A 17,382-nucleotide genomic window follows, 5' to 3' on the forward strand; every position below is an offset into this window, starting at 1 on the left:
GGTTCAGTGTGTGACACCGAAGAAGAGGCGGTGATTTATTCCGAAGGGGATAACTTTGTCTTCAGCCAAAATACTATAGACGGTGACGAAGAAACACTCAATCAGGAAACCTATCACTGGCTAATGATAAAAGGCAGCGGGGCGTTAATAGAACGAAATACCTTTACCGGTCGCGATCATGCTGAAAAAGGCTCAGTGATTAAACTTTCTTCATCCGGGTCGGACCATGTGATCCAGTACAATTTGTTTAGCGATAGCGATAACCCTAATTACGGTGAATCCAGCTTGTTATTGCTAAATGTGGGAAGTACCACGGGCATTGATTCGGCGAACGCCAGCAATTTTGTGGTTCGTTACAACCGCATTGAGAATTTTGTTACTGGCCGTCGTTTGATGCGGGTGCAAACCTCTTACGCAACCATTCATGGTAATACTATTGTTGATTCCAACGGCGGTATTTCATTAGAAGATGGTGGTTTTAATACGGTAACCGACAATATTATTATCCGCACAACGGATATCGCCGATACGTCAGACAGACCCAGTGGCGTATTGATCACGCCGTTAGGACATACCGTTAGTAACAATTACATCGCGGGGATCCGCTCAACCAATAAAGAAGCTGGCGGCATTGTATTTACTGCAAATCCATTCTCGCAAGCAGATGGCGGCGTACCCAATGACGGGAACCAGGCCATATTGGATGGCTCTGGAGATTTGACGTTAACGGTGACCAACAACACCATGCTTAACTCCATTCAGCCGGTGGTATTTAGTACCGAGATTGGCTCTAACGCGCCGGTTGGTGACTGTGATGAGCTGACCGCCATTAATGCACCAGAGCTTTATAGCCTGACGAAAAACTTCTTTGTTATCGACTTTGACGGCAATTTGATTGCCAATGGGTTAGACGATGATGATGCCACCGAAGGCCTATTTTTACCCTACAGTTACAGCAGCAGCGATCATTCGTTTGAGTACGATTGTGACCTGATTAACCATTCTGAGTCCTATTTTTCCAATAACTTTGGCTTTAGCGACAGCTATGCCTCTGGTGATGTGGAAGATGAGTACTGGGTTGATATCCGCAATATCAACGGTAACGGTGCGTTTGATTCAGACGGTGCCATCGACCAAGACCCCGAAGCAAATGGTAAGGAAGTCCCTGAGTTAGTTATTGCGGAGAACGGTCTTGTTGAAACCGATGCCAGTGGCGCGCAGTCGTTGGCCGGCGCGAGAGATCTCCACATTATTTCAGCTACTGAAGTGGGCGTAGGCTCCACATGGGAGGCTGACGATGAATAGTTTTCATATCGATTTGGTTAATTTTTATAACATCAAGCAATTCGCTCGAACTGCAAGTGCACTTAAAGTAGTAAATGGAGGCTTTTGACATGTCGTTGAATGCAAAACACAATAGTTCCTTAAACGGTGCGCGATGCTCGCGCCCTCGGTTTCCTCTTCACCCTGCCGCGAAATGGGTTAAAGCAGCAGTCTTAGCTGGGTTGGCTGGTACCACTGCATTTTCCCTTCATGCGCAGGAAGCCCAAGACGCGCAAGCTGCCGATCAAGAAGATGATAGCGTTGAAATCATTAACGTGGTGGGAACACGGAAAACGATTCAAGATCAGATATCAATAAAACGTGAATCCACAACGGTTGTTGATGGTTTGTCGGCGGACGATATCGGTGATTTACCAGCGCTGTCCATTGGGGAAGCGCTTGAGTCTATCACCGGGGCGGCGTCTCACCGTGAAAATGGCGGTGCCACTGAAATCTCCATTCGTGGTATGGGGCCGTTTCTTAGTACAACCCATATTAATGGTCGAGAAGCGACCAACGGCAGTGGTGACCGTTCGGTAAACTTCTCCCAGTTCCCATCGGAATTGATGAAAAAAGTCGCGATTTACAAAACCCAGGACGCGTCGATGATTGAAGGCGGTGTTGCCGGTGTCATCGAGCTGGAAACACTACAACCACTTGATTATGGTAAACAAAGTTTTCAGGCTGAAGTCAAAGCGAACTATAACCCTGATGAGTCCAATGTGGATAATTCCTTGCAAGGTGATCTTGGCTATCGGGGGACTATTAGTTACATCGATCAGTTCGAGTTTGACAATGGCCAGGCGCTCGGTGTTTCTGTTGGCTTCCAGCGTCAGGATATTAGTCAGCCAGAAGCGGAATATCGAAGCTCAAGCCCAACAGGTTCTTCATTGTGGGCCTGTTTAAATGATCCCTCTGTGACGAATGAAGGTTTTTATAAATCTGAAGCTGGCGACTGTGAAGATCAGATTGGTGACAACGCCAGTTCTAATCAGGGTTATAACACCACTATTGATCCTGAAACCGGTGAAGCGGTAAGTGCGGGCACGCCCTATGCTTGGACAGGAAGTAGCCGTAGTTATCGTCAAAATGAAACCTCAGATGAACGGGATGCGTTGTTTTTTGCTGTGCAATACCAGCCATCAGAAAACTGGGATATTAATGCTGATGCCCAATTATCGACACGTACACAGGCTGAATCCCGTCATGACCTGAGTTTTTATCAAAAACGTGCGATACCCGGTTTAACCGGTCCAACATTGGTGACTAACGATGTGGGCGGTATTTTACACTGGGAAGGTGAAGATTATATCGAATCAAACGGTGAAAAATATTCCAGAGATGAAGATTATCGTGGGTTCGGATTAAATATTGAGCATTATGCCACCGATTATCTGACTTTGATGTTCGATTTGTCATACTCAAAAACCTCCCGTGAGGAATTTCAGATCTCTAACCGAGCCCGCTCTTCTTCGCGTGTCGGGTTTACCTGGGATATGGGAGATAATATTCCTAGCTTCACCGTGACGGATTTTGATGTCACGGATATTTCCAATTTCACCGACAGCTTAAGAACACGTATTGACCATGAGAATGTGCGAGACAACATCATTAAATCGGCAAGATTCGATTTTGATTATGCACTCGATGGCGACGTCTTCGTTAGTATACAAGGTGGATTACGGGCATCAGAACTGAGTTTTATTCAGTACGGTGGTTCTCAAGGTAATGGGTCGCGTACAGAATATACCCTTGATACCACGTCTACCTCTGCGTTGGATGTGATGGAAGAGTGTGAAATTGCTTTCCCTGAAACCAGTTTCTTATCAAGTGTATCAGACGGTCCATTAGTGACTCAGGTAGACAGTAGCGGTAATGAGGTTAGTAGTAGCTCTTCTTGGGCGACCTATGACAATGATTGTTTTGCCAGTGCTGTAGCGGCATCAAACGGTGCTGATGTGGTTTATCCAGACGTAGAATATGAGAATTCGGGTACCATTGATGTAACCGAAACCACCTACGCCGGATATCTGATGGCGAACTATGACACCGAAATGTTTGGGCGCTTTATTCGCGGTAATTTTGGTATTAGGGTTGTTGATACTGATGTCAGCTCCATTGGTTTTAGAAACACCTTTGATATATCTGAAGATGAAACCGGTGCGCTGACGCTGGTCTATAACGATTCATTGGAGCGCATTGAAGGTGGCGGCGGCTATACCGAAGTGTTACCGAGTTTTAACTTTGTTATGGATTATAGCGATAACATTCTGTTGCGTGCTGGTATTTTCCGCGGGATGTCTCGTGCTGATCCATCAGATCTTGGCTATAGTCGTACGTTCAGTACAGACGATGACGTGGTGGCAACCTCAGTCGCCGATTTGATTGTGGGTGTAAACGGTTCAGGAAACCCAGATACTAAACCGTTGATGTCATGGAACTATGATGTAGCCGTTGAATGGTATCCTAATGAAGATTCCATCTTTGCTTTCGGTGTTTATTACAAACAGTTCCAAGGTGGTTTCCAGCAACAGACTGTGTTGGAAAACTATGTCATTGATGGCGACACATACTCGCTGCCAATCACAAACTCTGTTACTACTGACGATAGCAGTAATTTGTTTGGTATCGAAACCTCTATTGCCTATCGCTGGGATAATGGTATCGGTGTAAAACTGGGTTACAACTGGGCAGATACAGACTATGAGTTTGAAGACAGTTTGTATGGTGATACCTACGTTACTGACTTAGAGGGCAATGTGACCCAGCTTACCGAAGGGATCATTCCTCCTGCTTCCATACCTGGTTTCTCAAAGCATGTGTTTAGTTCTCAGGTATATTATCAGTTCGGTGATTTTGATACGGCAGTTATCTACAAATACCGTAGCTCTTACTTCCAGCCTTACACCAGCAACGGAACGCGCTTACGTTACGTTGATGCGGCGGGAGTATGGGAAGCTCGTGCCTCTTATAAAGTGAATGAGCACGTAAAAGTTAAGCTTTCTGCCATTAACCTGTTTAGTGAACCGAAATCTCAGGATTACTTTGTACAGGGTAACCTTGGTGAAGTGAATGACTATGGTCCACGTTTATTCGCTGGCGTCAGCTTCAAATATTAATCGCTCACTCGCGTGCTAAAAAGGTGGGAGCTATGCTCCCACCTTTTTTTATTCACTGTATAAATAGCCGGTGTGGCTGTTTCTGATTTCGTAGAATGTGGCCTGGGCGTATTCTGTTGGGTCGCTGGTATTGTTTAAGTGGTATACGCCCACTTTAAAATACTGATATTGGCTTGGATCATCATAGCCACTTTCCCGCATATCAACGTTGGCCACAACGTCTGGTTTTCCTTCCCGACTGATGGTTACGGTTAACAGGTTCACCGAGACATTAATGTGGTAGCTGAACTCTTCGTTTAGGGCTATGCCATCATCCGGGTTATCAATGCTATTGCCTCTTGCACCAATCATTTCGACGTAGGATTCAATATTGTCTCCGTTTTCGTCTGTTATGCGGCTCTCATGGGCGAAATAGACCGAACCAAGGGAGTTGTTTGGTAGTTTGCGGTAATATAGCCGAATAGGCTCATCATCATTGGCGTGGATCTGACCGATAACAATACGTCCTATCTGATAATCGGCACCGGTGGTAGTTACTTGATTAACGGCCAGTGTTACATTGAGATCTCCGTCAATGCCACCGGCCATTTCCTGTGCGCTTGACGGTGCAGCGCCAAAGACCCAGTTATTTTTGTTCACCCCTTGGGTGGATATTGACGTGTCCCCACGGCGTAGCATTTCCCGTAATTCAACCCGGGTATATTGTGTATTTTCAGAGGTTTTATAACCATAGCTAGGCGCGCGCATCACAATGCCGCCGTCATCACTGGCATAAAAATATTCAGAGTTGGTGTAGCCATTTGCCAGCGTTTGTTCGGATATGGAATCGGCAGTACCACTGTTGTCATCGTCGCTGGGAATACTCAAATACCAATCATTAAGCTCAATGCCAACTTCATTGGGGAAGGCGGAGGAAAACTGGCCCGTTGCTTGTTCGCATGGGTGTGCTTGTATTTCCACCACACCATTTTCATCGTCAGCATCATTGCCGTGTATGGTTAATCGTAGGTATCTGGCTTGTGTTGTCGGTAAGGAAATTAACTCGTAACCACTGTGCCGTCCACTCGATTCTGCGTCTTGTATCAGACCTTCCCACTGGGCGTTATCGGTAGATGCCTCTATGCTGTAGGTGTAAACCTTCTTGTCACCGTCAAACCATTTAATCGTAACTGCACCGAGAGACTCGCTGCTACCCATATCGACGGTGAGTACAGCATCGGTGTCGGTAGTTTGCCATCGTGATGACAAAGCCGTATCACCGTCTACGGCGTTTTCGGGCGGGTATGGTGTTGCAGCATCGTCATCATCTATAACAACGGAGAGAGAGTATGGTTCGTTCTCACAGACAGTCGGCACCTCAGATTCAGTGGTGTTGGTAGGCGTGTCTATTGCTGATTCATTACTACTGCCACCGCCACAAGCGGTAACGCTAAGAACACAGGCGGTGATAAGTGAAATGCATCGACAAGGAGAAGTCCTGACGTATTCTTTACATGTTGTCATCTACGCTCAACGTTAAATTATTGTTAAAATGAGATTGTTAATCTAATGGGTTTTCCTTTAAATGTAAAACCAATAGTTAATACACTTTTGTTTTATTGGTAAGGTTTTACGCTAACGGCATCGAAATTAGTTAATGATTGGGGTTACGTTTAAGTGGGCACTAAAAAACGTTATCTGGTTGATTTTCGCCATAGGAGTAATTTTGCGTTCTCTAGGTAGCCAGTGTCATACGGTTCACTGTAAAAAAAACAAAATTCACCTAATTTAGCGGTTAATTGTTCTTAATTGTTCTAAATGTACCCAATTAGACGTATTTAAGTTGAACCTTCGGCCACATCAATTTAGTATGCGGGCCGAATTTTTAATCATCGAGTTTTATTATGAAGCAACGATTATTTGTACGTACTTCTTTGGCAGTGACAATGGCCGGTCTATTTTCTTCCTCTGTATTTGCAGCAGGATTCCAGGTTAATGAAAACAGCGCTAGTGGATTGGGGCGTGCCATGGCAGGGCAGGCGGCTACACCTGAGAACGCCACTATCCTTGCGAGCAACCCAGCAGCCATCACAGCGTTTCGCACATCACAATTTAGTGGGCAGTTAAGCTATCTTGATCCTGACGTAGATATTCGTGGTGAAATGACGACGAATATCACTGCTGAATCGTTGGATGCCAGTGAAAGTGATATCGCTGAATCTGCATTCATTCCATCACTGTTTTATACATCCCCCATTAACGATAAGTTCTCCTGGGGCATTGGCGTATTTACCAGCTACGGGCTGTCTACTGATTATAGCGATAGCTATAATGCGTTAAATTATGCTGATGAAGCTGAAATCATGTCATTTACGGTAAACCCTGCCGTTGCTTATAAGGTAACCGATACATTTAGTCTTGGCCTTGGGCTTAACATTACCTATGCCGACGCTAAAATTAGTACATCGATTCCGCAGGCATTTGGTACGGCTATGGGAAATGATGCGCTAAGTAATCTGACTATCGTTGAAATGTCCGGTGATGATCTCGCTTATGGGTGGAATATTGGTGCCTTTTGGCAACCGACAAGTAGCACCAATATTGGCTTGAGCTACCGTGCAGAAACCCAGCTGGAACTGGAAGGTGAGATCAAGTCTGATCTTGGCGTGCTTATTCCCTCCGTCGATGAATTGTACAACCAAGGTGGTTCGCTGGATCTGAACTTTGCTGCAATTGCTGAACTTGCTATCAGTCAAAAACTCAATGACCGCTGGTCTGTTCAGGGAAGTGTTAACTACACCGATTGGAGTACCTTCGATAAATTAGAAGCGGATCTTGATAGCGGCTATACCTTGCTATTAAAAGAAGAAAACTTTGAAGATACTTGGCGCTGGAGTGGTGGTGTCACTTATCAATACGATGCGCAACTTACCTTGCGAGCCGGATATGCCTACGACGAAGGCGCAGTAAGTACTGGGAACCGTTCATTGAGTATTCCTGATACCGATCGTCATTGGGTTAGTGTGGGAGCAACCTACAAAGTAACTGACGCGACCAATATCGATTTGGCTTATGTATACATCAAAGGCCGTGAAGCCGATGTTAGCCAAGAAGAAACATTGGGCTCAATTACCACTGAATTAACGGCGACAGAGCATGCCACCGCGCAGATATTCAGTGTACAGGTTAACACTGCGTTCTAATGCTTACGCAAATTAAAGAGGCTGCCGGAAGGCAGCCTTTTTTTATTGGGCTTTAAGAGCACGGGAGACTTCGTAATGGGCCATTGATAAATGATACAAAGAACTGGCGGGCATCAGAGGGTCGAGGATGTTGCCTTTTGTATCAATGCTGTCCACATATTGATCGCTTCGTGCTGGATGCTGAAAACCATCAACAAGCCCATTAACAGCACGGATGGCATCATCATGATATTGGGTGTCTTCGGGATGACGTTCGCCCATCACTAAGGCCGCTTTAATCCATTCGGTCATAGGCCAGCAGCGGCTCGTAGTGGCCGGCGATGAGCCATCGGGTGCCACGGTATCCACTAACCACTTACCGTCTGTCGGCAAACCATACTTTTTACCATTGCGATATAGGGCATCACAATATACCGACATATCTTTGCCTGAAATCTCTTCATATCGATTGAGCAACCAAACCCATTCCATTAAGTGACCGGGCTCGATGATATGGCCTTTTTCCGGGCTTATTTCCCAAGATGTGGTGAAATACTCGCGGATCACCGCATATTCTTTGTCGAAAAAATGGGCTTCAAACAAGGCAAATATTTTGTCTGCAAATTGTTTCCAGTAGGGATCATTGGTGAACAAGTACAGTTGCATAAATGCTTCGAATAAGTGCATGTGTGGGTTTTGTCTGCGCACATCATGAGCATAAGTCCCTTCCAGCCAACCGCCGTGGGCACTTCCCAGGGCTTGATCGAAATGATCTGTAAGGTGACGAGCTTTCTCAATTGCGCTTTTATCGCCTAATGCATCATATTGCCAAGCGAATGCCAATAAGAAAAAGGCGATATCATAGAGATCCGATTCCCCGTTTTTAATTTGGTTATTTGCATCTATCGACATTGGGTAATAACCCGGTAGGTAATCACCACAAACCGCGTCGATGTATGCGTTTACACCTTTAACGAGTTCTGGCCCTTGGGGTAAAAAACCTTGCTTGTAGCCGTAACACATTGAAAAAATTTGTCTTGCCTGAACGCGGATGCGTTTATCGGCCTGCCAATCGGCCACGCCGTCAGCAGTAAAACGCTCAATGGCGGCGCCATTTTTTGCAAACCCTTCACGACACCATTTATCAAATACAGACTGGGTGAGCCAGTGATCAAAACGTGTTGCTGCGAGATTAAATCTATTATCCATAGATACCATTCTTAATTATTACCTTACATTGTCGTAATTTGGCGCTGTCGGGAAAATCGCTGCGTCAACAAACTGCGCTTGCATAGTAGGTTGTTAACACCCGTTTAGGCAGAGGCCATCTCACTGGTGTTTAACAAAAGGAGGGCACTATTGTTATGAAAAAAATGCTTTTATGCAATCGCTTAGGGTGCATTCTGTCTTGTAATAGGGATATGTGAAAGCCGACAGGGTGAATAACAGACAAGCCAGAATAGAGACAAAAAAAAGCCGGGATGAGTACCGGCATAAAAGTCCTACGATTACGTAGAGGAGAACCCCTATCATTAAGGCCTAGAGTGGAATGCCTCAATGCCAATTAATATTAATGCAAATAATTATTATTTGCAACTAGTATGGAGTGTATTTATTTTAACCATTTTTACTTTTGCGACTAAACTTACGCTGAAGTCTTACTATTTATGGGTGTAGCATAAGTGATAGAAGTAGATAGTTAATAATGCGACCGGAGGAAGAATGGAGTTAATCACGGGAATAAGGCGAGCCAAAATAGCCATGATATTAGGGATGTTGGTTTTCCCCCTATATACTCACGGGGAAGTGGCAGATGCGGATGATAAAATTGACCAAGCCAGAGCAAAAGCCATGGCCCTTGGTGGCACTTTAAAAAATGCCCTACAAAACGCGATTAAGGCAGGTGGTATTGAAAACGGGATCACCGTATGTCATGACGTTGCCGGCTCATTGGCTGCACAAATCAGTGATGAAAACTGGGAAGTAGGGCGCACAAGTCTTAAGGTGCGCAACCCAGACAATGAGCCAGAGCCATGGGCGAGTACTACCTTGCATGACTTTGCCAGACAACTGTCTCAAGATCCAAGTCACATCCCTGAAGCGACCTATCAAGATCCCCAATCAGGACGGTTTACCTATTTACGTGCCATTGTCATGCAACCGCTTTGTATGGCATGTCATGGTGACAATATCAGTGCAAATGTCACAAAAAGAATTCAGGCGCTTTATCCGGGGGATCAGGCAACGGGCTTTAAGGTGGGTGAATTACGAGGTGCGTTTATTGTTACCTATACACCTTAATGGTTTTGCTACAGCGTGTGTAAAACCGGCCGTGAATTAATGCGGCCGGTTGCTAGATTACGGATGCCGATAGCCCTGCACAAGTGTTACTTAGCGATAGGGCGTAGCATGTGCAGCAGCTCTAAATACCGCGTTTAACAACATGACATTAAGGCCATTAAGAAAGGCTCGGCTTGTGGGATCCTGAGTAAAACCAATGACCATACCGTTGCCGGTTGGCTGATAAAGCATAAAGGGTTTATACGCCAGCTGCTGTTGATTTTCTTGCCAAATATAGCCAGAGGCAAGCAGTTTATCTTCGCCTTCATACCAAGCTAGGTTTTTACCCGCACTAAGTTTAATGGGGGCGAAGATGGTGTTTCCTGTTACCAGTGCCGTTACCTGTGGATCCACACCGGCGGTAAGCCAGTGCTCTTGATCTACCTCCACATTGGCGAGGATACCAGCCACATAGTCCGGCATTTTTTGGTGATCCTCTATCTGCTCAATAAAGGCGGCTTTATCAGCAATGATACTGCCATTTGTCCAGCCATCCCTGTTAGCTTGTGGTGAGGTTGACGGGGTGTCTTTATCATATTGGTATTCAAGTTGGGTGTCTAATAGCCCACTTTCAGGTGAAGCAGCATAAGCGGTGGCATTGGCGAGGGTAATTAAAACGCCACCTTGTGCAACCCAAGCTTTTAAGTTTTCCCCGCCCTGTTTGCCAAGAGCGCTGGCATAGTTGCCATCGGGCAAAATAATTACCTGATAGTGATCGAGGTTTCTTGTGGCAAGCAAGGCAGTGCGAATGGCGGTTACCGGATAATTGAATTGTTGTTCTAAAATAAAACGGGTACTGCCTGCGCTTAGTGAGCGGGTAGGAGCATCCCAAGCAATGGCGATATTGGGCGCAACCATGGTGGCGGTGCGGGCACTGCCGAAACTAGGCCCTTTGGTGACCCAACTGCTATCAATACCGGTGACAATAGCACCGGTTTCCAATGCCAGAGCGGCAACTTGCTGGTGTATTGACGGCGTATTGGCTTTGGTTTCAATTACTAACGTCCCCGCTGGAAATGACGCGCCGTTGCCAAGTGTGATAGCGGCATCAACACTCTTTAGTTGGATCCCCATTTTTAGTGCACCGGTGAGAAAACGGCCGGCGGCACTATCGCCCCAAGGCACTAGGTAGGCCACCTTAGCATCGGTTTTGGTCACGTAGCCTTTAAGAGGGGTATCGGCGGTAATTGGGATACTGTCTACCTTAACTTGCTTACTACAGGATTGGGTCTCGATATTAAAAAGAAGAGGAAGGGACCAGCCGGTGACATCATATATCTGATCATTAAGTTTTCGTGCCCGTCGGCGTTCTTGTTCTTGAATGAAATCATCGGCCATATCCACTTGTTGGGTAAAGGTGGTTTTTACGTAAAGCCCCCGGGGCTGAGCGGTGTCTATGATATAGCTGCCTTTGTTATAACGGGTGCCGCAGGCTTTAAAGCTTTCTGTGGCCTGTGTGACTTCCACACCATGCTGTGCCATGAGTGTGGCAAGATGATGGCTTCCTGCCCGATCCGGCTGGGTTGGAATAATGAAAGTGCGTTCCTCATCCTTTTTACCCGCTTCAATGGCGTTGATCTGGTATTGATGAAAATCTGATAAGATCTTTTCACGGTTAATGGCTGCCGCTTCGAGGGTGGCCATGGACGCCACAAAATGTTTTTGTACCGGATCGCGGTAATGGTTGATTTTGCCGTCTTTGTCGCGAAAAACCATGCCGCGCGTGGAGGCGACTTCATAGGTGGCCGCAGAAGCACCATAAAACGTGGGCCAGCTGTCGCCATAACCAGGATAGAAGGCATCAAACACTTCTCGGGTAAAATAATCGAAACCAAAACGATCGAAATACTTAGCGTTGTTTTTACCAATAAGGGTGTTGTTTTCCAGTTGCCCTTGTTGCATATGCGGGTTTATGGGGTTAGCGGAAGGCACGAAAAAGTAACTGGCGTCGCCGCCCATTTCATGTAAATCGATGACCACAGTGGGCTTAAAATGATTTAACAGTTTTATACGGCCGGCAGTTTCTGGCTGGGTAATGGCTAGCCAGTCCCGATTCATATCAAACAGATAGTGGTTGCTGCGTCCCCGTGGCCAGGGTTCATTTTGCTCCACACTGAGCCTATCTGCACTGTCTTGTAATCCTACGTTAGCGTAGTAAAAGTTGGTAAAGCGCGTGCGGCCATCGGGATTTTGCAAAGGGTCGATAAACACCAGGGTATTGGCAAGGATGGTGTTGACCATCGGATCACCTTGGGCTGCCAATAAATGATATGCCGTCATCATTGCAGCATCGGTACTACTCAATTCGTTGCCGTGAACACCATACTCCAACCAAACCGAAGACGGCAGTGAGGAAATGAGTTTTTGGGCTTCCTTCGATGAGGTAATACGGGGATCCGCCAGTTGATTCATGTGTTTTGAAAAATCATCTAATTGGGTGACGTACTGTTTTGCACCTATAGCCACATATATCATTTCCCGACCTTCCCAACTTTTCCCATAGGAGGCGATCTTTATTTGTTCTGGGGCGGCTTTGGCAAGGGCATGAAAATAGCGCAGCATATCGCTATGGGTTGTAATGCGCTCACCAATGCGGTACCCCAGCACGGATTCAATACTAGGGATGGCAGACGAATAGGTTGCGCCGGGCCACATAGGCTCGGTATTGACCGACTCACCTTGCAGGTGATCAGCGGCAAGTGAGGTAAAACTGGGTAGAACAAGCATAGCCAATGCGAAGACTAGACGAAGGGAATTGTGCATGATGTTTTATTATTTTCGATGGGAATTAAAAGTGAGTGTAGCAATTAAAAACTCGCCCACAAAGTCATTACTTTGCGCCTAATGCATAATTATTCTCAGGAAAAGGCCTCATGGACTATGCTTATCAATTGTGTCTTTAACAGATTTGTCAGGTCAGGTTGTAAGCATGCCAATAAAGAGCCGTTATCAGTGACTGAAATAGTAAAATTACAGACCATCAAGGTAAAGGTCGTCGGTTTTCTGATTATCAGCCTCAGTTACCTATTGTTGGGATTGATGAGCACATGGGTTGCCATACCGCCGGGCTATGCTGCCGTGGTCTGGCCCGCTGCAGGGCTTGCACTTCTCGCCGCCTTGTATGTAGGCGTGTTGGCGCTTCCTGCTATTGTCGTTGGTGCAACGCTGTTAAATTATATTATTTCTTTTCAGTATGAAGACGGAGGGGGAACGCTACTTCTTTCTGTTGTTATCGGCGTTATTGCGGCTTTTCAAGCCTACCTTGGTCGCATTATCATATTATCAAGTCTTTCCCTTCCCCTTAACTTTAGCCGCCTTACGTTTGTTGCTCGCTTTATTATTTTCGGTGCCTTAATCAGTAGTCTTACCGGTGCCACCCTAAGCAATATTGTACTTTGGTCCCAGCATGTTATTTCCGACAGTGATTGGTTTCATAGTTGGGTTAGTTGGTATGTGGGAGATGCCATAGGTATCGTATTTACTGTACCTTGGCTGCTTGTTTTACTACCTAAAACATTGTCGTCAGTGGTGCCTAAAGGCAGTTTCGTTTTTAAATGCTTAGTAACCATCGGGGCTTGTACCGCAATTTTAGGTATTTTAATGACCGCAACTGAAAAGGATAAACATAAATTTGAATTAGCGGTGAATACCGATGTTTTGGCCAATGCATTGACCGCGCAGTTAGATAAAATCACTGATGTTTTACAAGGCGTGGCGGGGTTTGTACGCATTCAGCATCAAATCACGCCGATGGAGTTCCGTGCCTATACCCAAGGCTTGCTAAAACGTAATAAAACCATTTACGGATTGTCCTGGAATGAACGGGTGTATACCCATAATCTGGCCGCTTATACAAAGGAAATGGCATCGCAGTACGTTGGATTTGATGATGATGTTACATTTAAATTTTCTCAGTTTCCTGCGCAGCCTGAGACTGCGGGCATGGAAAATGACGCCTTGCACGTCATTGTTTCTTACGTTGAGCCCACTGAGCAAAACTATAAGGCGTTAGGGCTGGATATATACTCCCAGGCGTCACGCAAAGCGGCATTAGAACAAGCTTGGTTTACTCACCAATTATATCCTACCAGCCCTATAGATTTGGTGCAGGGCAATGAAAAACAAAAAGGCGTTTTAGTATTACTACCAGCAGGAAAAATGCCTTTATCCAGTCATGCCGGTTATGCTACGGCCATACTTAAATTAGAGGATTTAGGAACGCTCGCCTTCGATAAACGGGTAATTGGTCAAACTGGGGTGGTACTGTTTGATCCCGATGTACAGGCAAGTGAGGCCGTGCTTTATGCTGAAAATATCGACAACGAAGATATAACCCAACTGGTATCCCAATGGCGTGAACACAAAAGCGCTGAAGATATCCTGGATACAAGTGTGTTTTCACTGCTTGAAATACGAACCATACCCGTAGGTGGCCACCACTGGATCTTGATGCAGGTAAGTCGCGATCCATTTCTTTATCAGCCATGGGGGATCCATGTGTTGCTTGCTGGGGCGGTATTATTTGCCGGCTTGTTGGGCTGGTTTGTCATCATTGTAGCCGGGCACACCGATGACATTGAGTTTCAGGTGGAACGCCGTACCAATGCATTAACCCAAGTCAATGAGCGTTTAGTGGCATCAGAGCGAGCTCAGGCTGAAGCGGTAAAAGAGGCCAAGCGCTCTAATCAAGCCAAGAGCGAATTTTTAGCCAATATGAGTCATGAAATCCGCACGCCCCTTAATGCCATTTTAGGTTTAAGTCGACTGGGCTTAAATCAACAGCCTGAACCTGGTGTGAGTGAAAAATTCAGGAAAATTAGTCACTCAGGTGAACTTCTTCTAGCAATTATCAATGATATTCTGGATTTTTCCAAGATTGAAGCGCAGAAACTGGAATTAGAGACGGTGGTGTTTTCTGTGCCTGACATTATCAGTCAATTACGGGATTTATTTATTGCTCAAGCCGATGCTAAAGGCATTGCGTTACAATTTAAATTTGCAGGAAAACCCCAACCCTGGCTAAAAGGCGACTCACTTCGATTACGGCAAATATTGGTAAATCTGCTTAGTAATGCCATCAAATTTACCCCCCATGGTTGTGTGTGTTTGACATGCCGTTTTGAATCGGTCACCGATAAACACTGTATTTGCGTTGTTGATGTTACCGATACCGGTATAGGAATGACACAGTTGCAACAAAAAGGCATTTTCGATGCTTTTATACAGGCGGATTCTTCAACCAGTCGAAAGTACGGTGGTACGGGGCTGGGAATGTCAATCAGTCATCGTCTTGCCATTGCCATGGGAGGCAGTATTTCTTGCACTAGCAAAGTGGCTGAAGGCAGTCAGTTTTGTGTTCGTTTGCCAATGGTGATCCCTCCAGATTCTGAAATCAAAGTTGCCCAGTACGAAAAACAACGTATTAGCGCGGTAGAACCGGGCACCCTACGTGGCCATGTTTTAGTGGTTGAAGACAATGAGATTAATCAGGAAGTGGTGGGAGAGCATTTACGCCAATTGGGGATGAAAGTGAGTTTTGCACAAAATGGTGCATTGGCGGTCATTGCCATTAATGAACATCACTTTGATCTCATTTTAATGGATATTCAGATGCCAGTGATGGACGGCTATCGGGCGGCACGAAAAATACGGGAGCAAGGCTTTAAAACCCCAATCATTGCCCTAACCGCGGCGGCGATGGTGGAAGATCGGAACAAAGCCTTGGCATGTGGTATGAATGACCATTTGAGTAAACCCTTTACACCCCAAGATATGTATCGCGTGCTAGTGAAATGGTTAAAAAATCACAGCGCTAATTCGTAGCGCTTCCTGCATCTCGCTTAGGCGACATTTTTTGTAATTTGCGTTGCAAGGTGCGCCGGTGAATGCCCAAGGCTTTGGCCGTGGCGGAGATATTCCCCTTGTGTTCATCAAGCACCCGCTGAATATGTTCCCATTCAGCCTGAGCTGGAGTCATGGGCCGCAGTACTTCCTCATCTAAGGGGATGTCGCTATTACCTAAACGTTGAATAATGGTACTGGAGTTTACTGGCTTAGTGAGATAATCCGTGGCCCCAAGTTTCATTGCTTTTACTGTGGTGGGTATGCTGGCATAACCACTGATGACCATTAAGTGGGTTGGATGAAAATACGCGTTTAAACGCTCAATATAATCCAGGCCAATTTCATCGCCCAACATCATATCCAGCAAAATACCATAGACCTGGCGGGAGGAATCAGCAAGGGCCGCTGAGGCACTGTCATAGCAGGTCACATGATATAACCCATCCCGTGAAAGCCGTCTGGCCAGCACCTGCGCCATTCTTACGTCGTCGTCGATAATCATGATTTCCTGTGTCATGGGCTCACCGGTAATGTAACGGTGGTTTCCAGCACGGGTAACGGACTATCCTCTGCAATGCGCCACGTAACGCTTCCTTTGAATTTTTCAATGGTGGCATTGCTAAGCACCGCCCCCATGCCTGCGCCCTTGTCACTTTCCACAAGCTGGGTGCCCAACATATTGAGCGCGGTATGCGTTAAATTACCAACGGGGTTTTTAAGTACCAATACCCAGTGATCTGCGGTACTGGTTGTAGCCACTTCCACCGTACAATCACAATCACCGTCGCTAAATGCGTTTTCGCAGGCATTTATTACGATATTGGTGAGGGCGGGCAGTAAGGTTCTGTCGGCCGTCAGGATTTTGCTTTCGTCTTGAATATGCCAGCTTATTTGTGCTTCCGGTCGTGCCAACGCTAAACTATGACGTAATGCATCTAGCAATTCATGGCTGTGGTATTGGGTGATCCTTGATTCACGTACATCGTCGGCGACGTCTCGCCAGGCCGAAAGCAAGCGAGTCAGTCGTTCTACCTGATCTTTGGTTTCTTTTATGTATGCGGGATCCTGAGTTTCTTCAAACTCTTCGAGCAAAAGGTGAATGGTTTGAATGGGGGTCGCTGCATCATGGGTTAATTGTGCGGCAGCGGTACCGATGGCCAGCAATTGTTCATTGCGAAGTTGCCGTTCCCTAAGTTGCCTTATGGCACTATTTTGCTGGTTTAATTGCCAACGAAAATACCCAATCACCGCGGCAAGTAAAAAGCTGGTAAGAATAAACCCCCAAACCATATTGGCGGCGTGTTGAGCCATACCATGTTGGGTTATCTGAGCACCTGTACTTAGTTGAAAAAGCTGGGCGAGGGTACTGACGATGAGGGTAAAGGTCGCTGCTGGTAAGGGTAGTAAAACCAGCCCAACAACCAAGGGCACCAGTAGAATAATGGCAAAGGGATTTGTGGCTGCGCCGTAGTGAGCTATCAGCGTATTAACGGCGATAATTTCCGTAATCACCAATAACAGCGAAAGCCACGCTAAAGGTGGCTTTCGTTTTGATATAAAAATATACAGTAATAAAGTCATTGACGCCGTAATGG

General features: G+C 46.0%; 10 protein-coding genes. 5 read left to right on the forward strand and 5 right to left on the reverse strand.

Features of this window, described 5'->3' with window-relative positions; all coding sequences use genetic code 11:
* Both V5298_RS10235 and V5298_RS10240 read left to right on the forward strand, forming a co-directional pair.
* Positions 1 to 1,305, forward strand: a 1,305-nt coding sequence (locus V5298_RS10235) for a right-handed parallel beta-helix repeat-containing protein (RefSeq protein ID WP_332931366.1), incomplete at its 5' end; no start/stop codon positions are given.
* An 89-nt stretch (positions 1,306 to 1,394) separates the two neighbouring features.
* Positions 1,395 to 4,442, forward strand: coding sequence for a TonB-dependent receptor (locus tag V5298_RS10240; protein ID WP_332931367.1), 3,048 nt, complete (start codon positions 1,395 to 1,397; stop codon positions 4,440 to 4,442).
* A gap of 48 nt (positions 4,443 to 4,490) precedes the next feature.
* Here V5298_RS10240 and V5298_RS10245 read toward each other — a convergent pair whose 3' ends face one another.
* On the reverse strand, positions 4,491 to 5,945 hold the full coding sequence (locus tag V5298_RS10245; protein ID WP_332931368.1) for a polysaccharide lyase family 7 protein: 1,455 nt from the start codon (positions 5,943 to 5,945) through the stop codon (positions 4,491 to 4,493).
* A gap of 380 nt (positions 5,946 to 6,325) precedes the next feature.
* Between V5298_RS10245 and V5298_RS10250 the strand changes: the two genes are divergently transcribed.
* Positions 6,326 to 7,624 carry an OmpP1/FadL family transporter gene (locus tag V5298_RS10250; RefSeq protein WP_332931369.1) on the forward strand — a complete coding sequence of 433 codons (1,299 nt, stop codon included), beginning with the start codon at positions 6,326 to 6,328 and terminating at the stop codon, positions 7,622 to 7,624.
* 42 nt (positions 7,625 to 7,666) lie between these two features.
* Here V5298_RS10250 and V5298_RS10255 read toward each other — a convergent pair whose 3' ends face one another.
* Positions 7,667 to 8,812, reverse strand: a complete 1,146-nt coding sequence (locus tag V5298_RS10255; protein WP_332931370.1) for an AGE family epimerase/isomerase — start codon at positions 8,810 to 8,812, stop codon at positions 7,667 to 7,669.
* 513 nt (positions 8,813 to 9,325) lie between these two features.
* Between V5298_RS10255 and V5298_RS10260 the strand changes: the two genes are divergently transcribed.
* Complete coding sequence (locus V5298_RS10260) at positions 9,326 to 9,904, forward strand: DUF3365 domain-containing protein (RefSeq protein ID WP_332931371.1); 579 nt, start codon at positions 9,326 to 9,328, stop codon at positions 9,902 to 9,904.
* Between the two features lie 90 nt (positions 9,905 to 9,994).
* Here V5298_RS10260 and V5298_RS10265 read toward each other — a convergent pair whose 3' ends face one another.
* On the reverse strand, positions 9,995 to 12,706 hold the full coding sequence (locus tag V5298_RS10265) for a M14 family zinc carboxypeptidase (RefSeq protein ID WP_332931372.1): 2,712 nt from the start codon (positions 12,704 to 12,706) through the stop codon (positions 9,995 to 9,997).
* 189 nt (positions 12,707 to 12,895) lie between these two features.
* Between V5298_RS10265 and V5298_RS10270 the strand changes: the two genes are divergently transcribed.
* Positions 12,896 to 15,766 carry a response regulator gene (locus V5298_RS10270; RefSeq protein WP_332931373.1) on the forward strand — a complete coding sequence of 957 codons (2,871 nt, stop codon included), beginning with the start codon at positions 12,896 to 12,898 and terminating at the stop codon, positions 15,764 to 15,766.
* Here V5298_RS10270 and V5298_RS10275 read toward each other — a convergent pair.
* Both V5298_RS10275 and V5298_RS10280 read right to left on the reverse strand, forming a co-directional pair.
* Complete coding sequence (locus tag V5298_RS10275) at positions 15,756 to 16,304, reverse strand: response regulator transcription factor (RefSeq protein ID WP_332931374.1); 549 nt, start codon at positions 16,302 to 16,304, stop codon at positions 15,756 to 15,758. The genes V5298_RS10270 and V5298_RS10275 overlap by 11 nt on opposite strands.
* Entirely contained in the window at positions 16,301 to 17,368 is a 1,068-nt protein-coding gene (locus tag V5298_RS10280) for a hypothetical protein (RefSeq protein WP_332931375.1), read from the reverse strand. The genes V5298_RS10275 and V5298_RS10280 overlap by 4 nt, the downstream gene beginning before the upstream one ends.
* Positions 17,369 to 17,382: the final 14 nt, after the last annotated feature.

It is taken from the genome of Alteromonas sp. 14N.309.X.WAT.G.H12 (genome assembly GCF_036697315.1).
GTDB lineage: Bacteria > Pseudomonadota > Gammaproteobacteria > Enterobacterales > Alteromonadaceae > Alteromonas.

What these genes read in the sequence shown, in the direction of transcription:
- V5298_RS10240 (WP_332931367.1), top strand. Translation starts at nt 1,395, where the DNA reads ATGTCGTTGAATGCAAAACACAATAGTTCCTTAAACGGTGCGCGATGC.
- V5298_RS10245 (WP_332931368.1), bottom strand. Translation starts at nt 5,945, where the DNA reads ATGACAACATGTAAAGAATACGTCAGGACTTCTCCTTGTCGATGCATT.
- V5298_RS10250 (WP_332931369.1), top strand. Translation starts at nt 6,326, where the DNA reads ATGAAGCAACGATTATTTGTACGTACTTCTTTGGCAGTGACAATGGCC.
- V5298_RS10255 (WP_332931370.1), bottom strand. Translation starts at nt 8,812, where the DNA reads ATGGATAATAGATTTAATCTCGCAGCAACACGTTTTGATCACTGGCTC.
- V5298_RS10260 (WP_332931371.1), top strand. Translation starts at nt 9,326, where the DNA reads ATGGAGTTAATCACGGGAATAAGGCGAGCCAAAATAGCCATGATATTA.
- V5298_RS10265 (WP_332931372.1), bottom strand. Translation starts at nt 12,706, where the DNA reads ATGCACAATTCCCTTCGTCTAGTCTTCGCATTGGCTATGCTTGTTCTA.
- V5298_RS10275 (WP_332931374.1), bottom strand. Translation starts at nt 16,304, where the DNA reads ATGACACAGGAAATCATGATTATCGACGACGACGTAAGAATGGCGCAG.
- V5298_RS10280 (WP_332931375.1), bottom strand. Translation starts at nt 17,368, where the DNA reads ATGACTTTATTACTGTATATTTTTATATCAAAACGAAAGCCACCTTTA.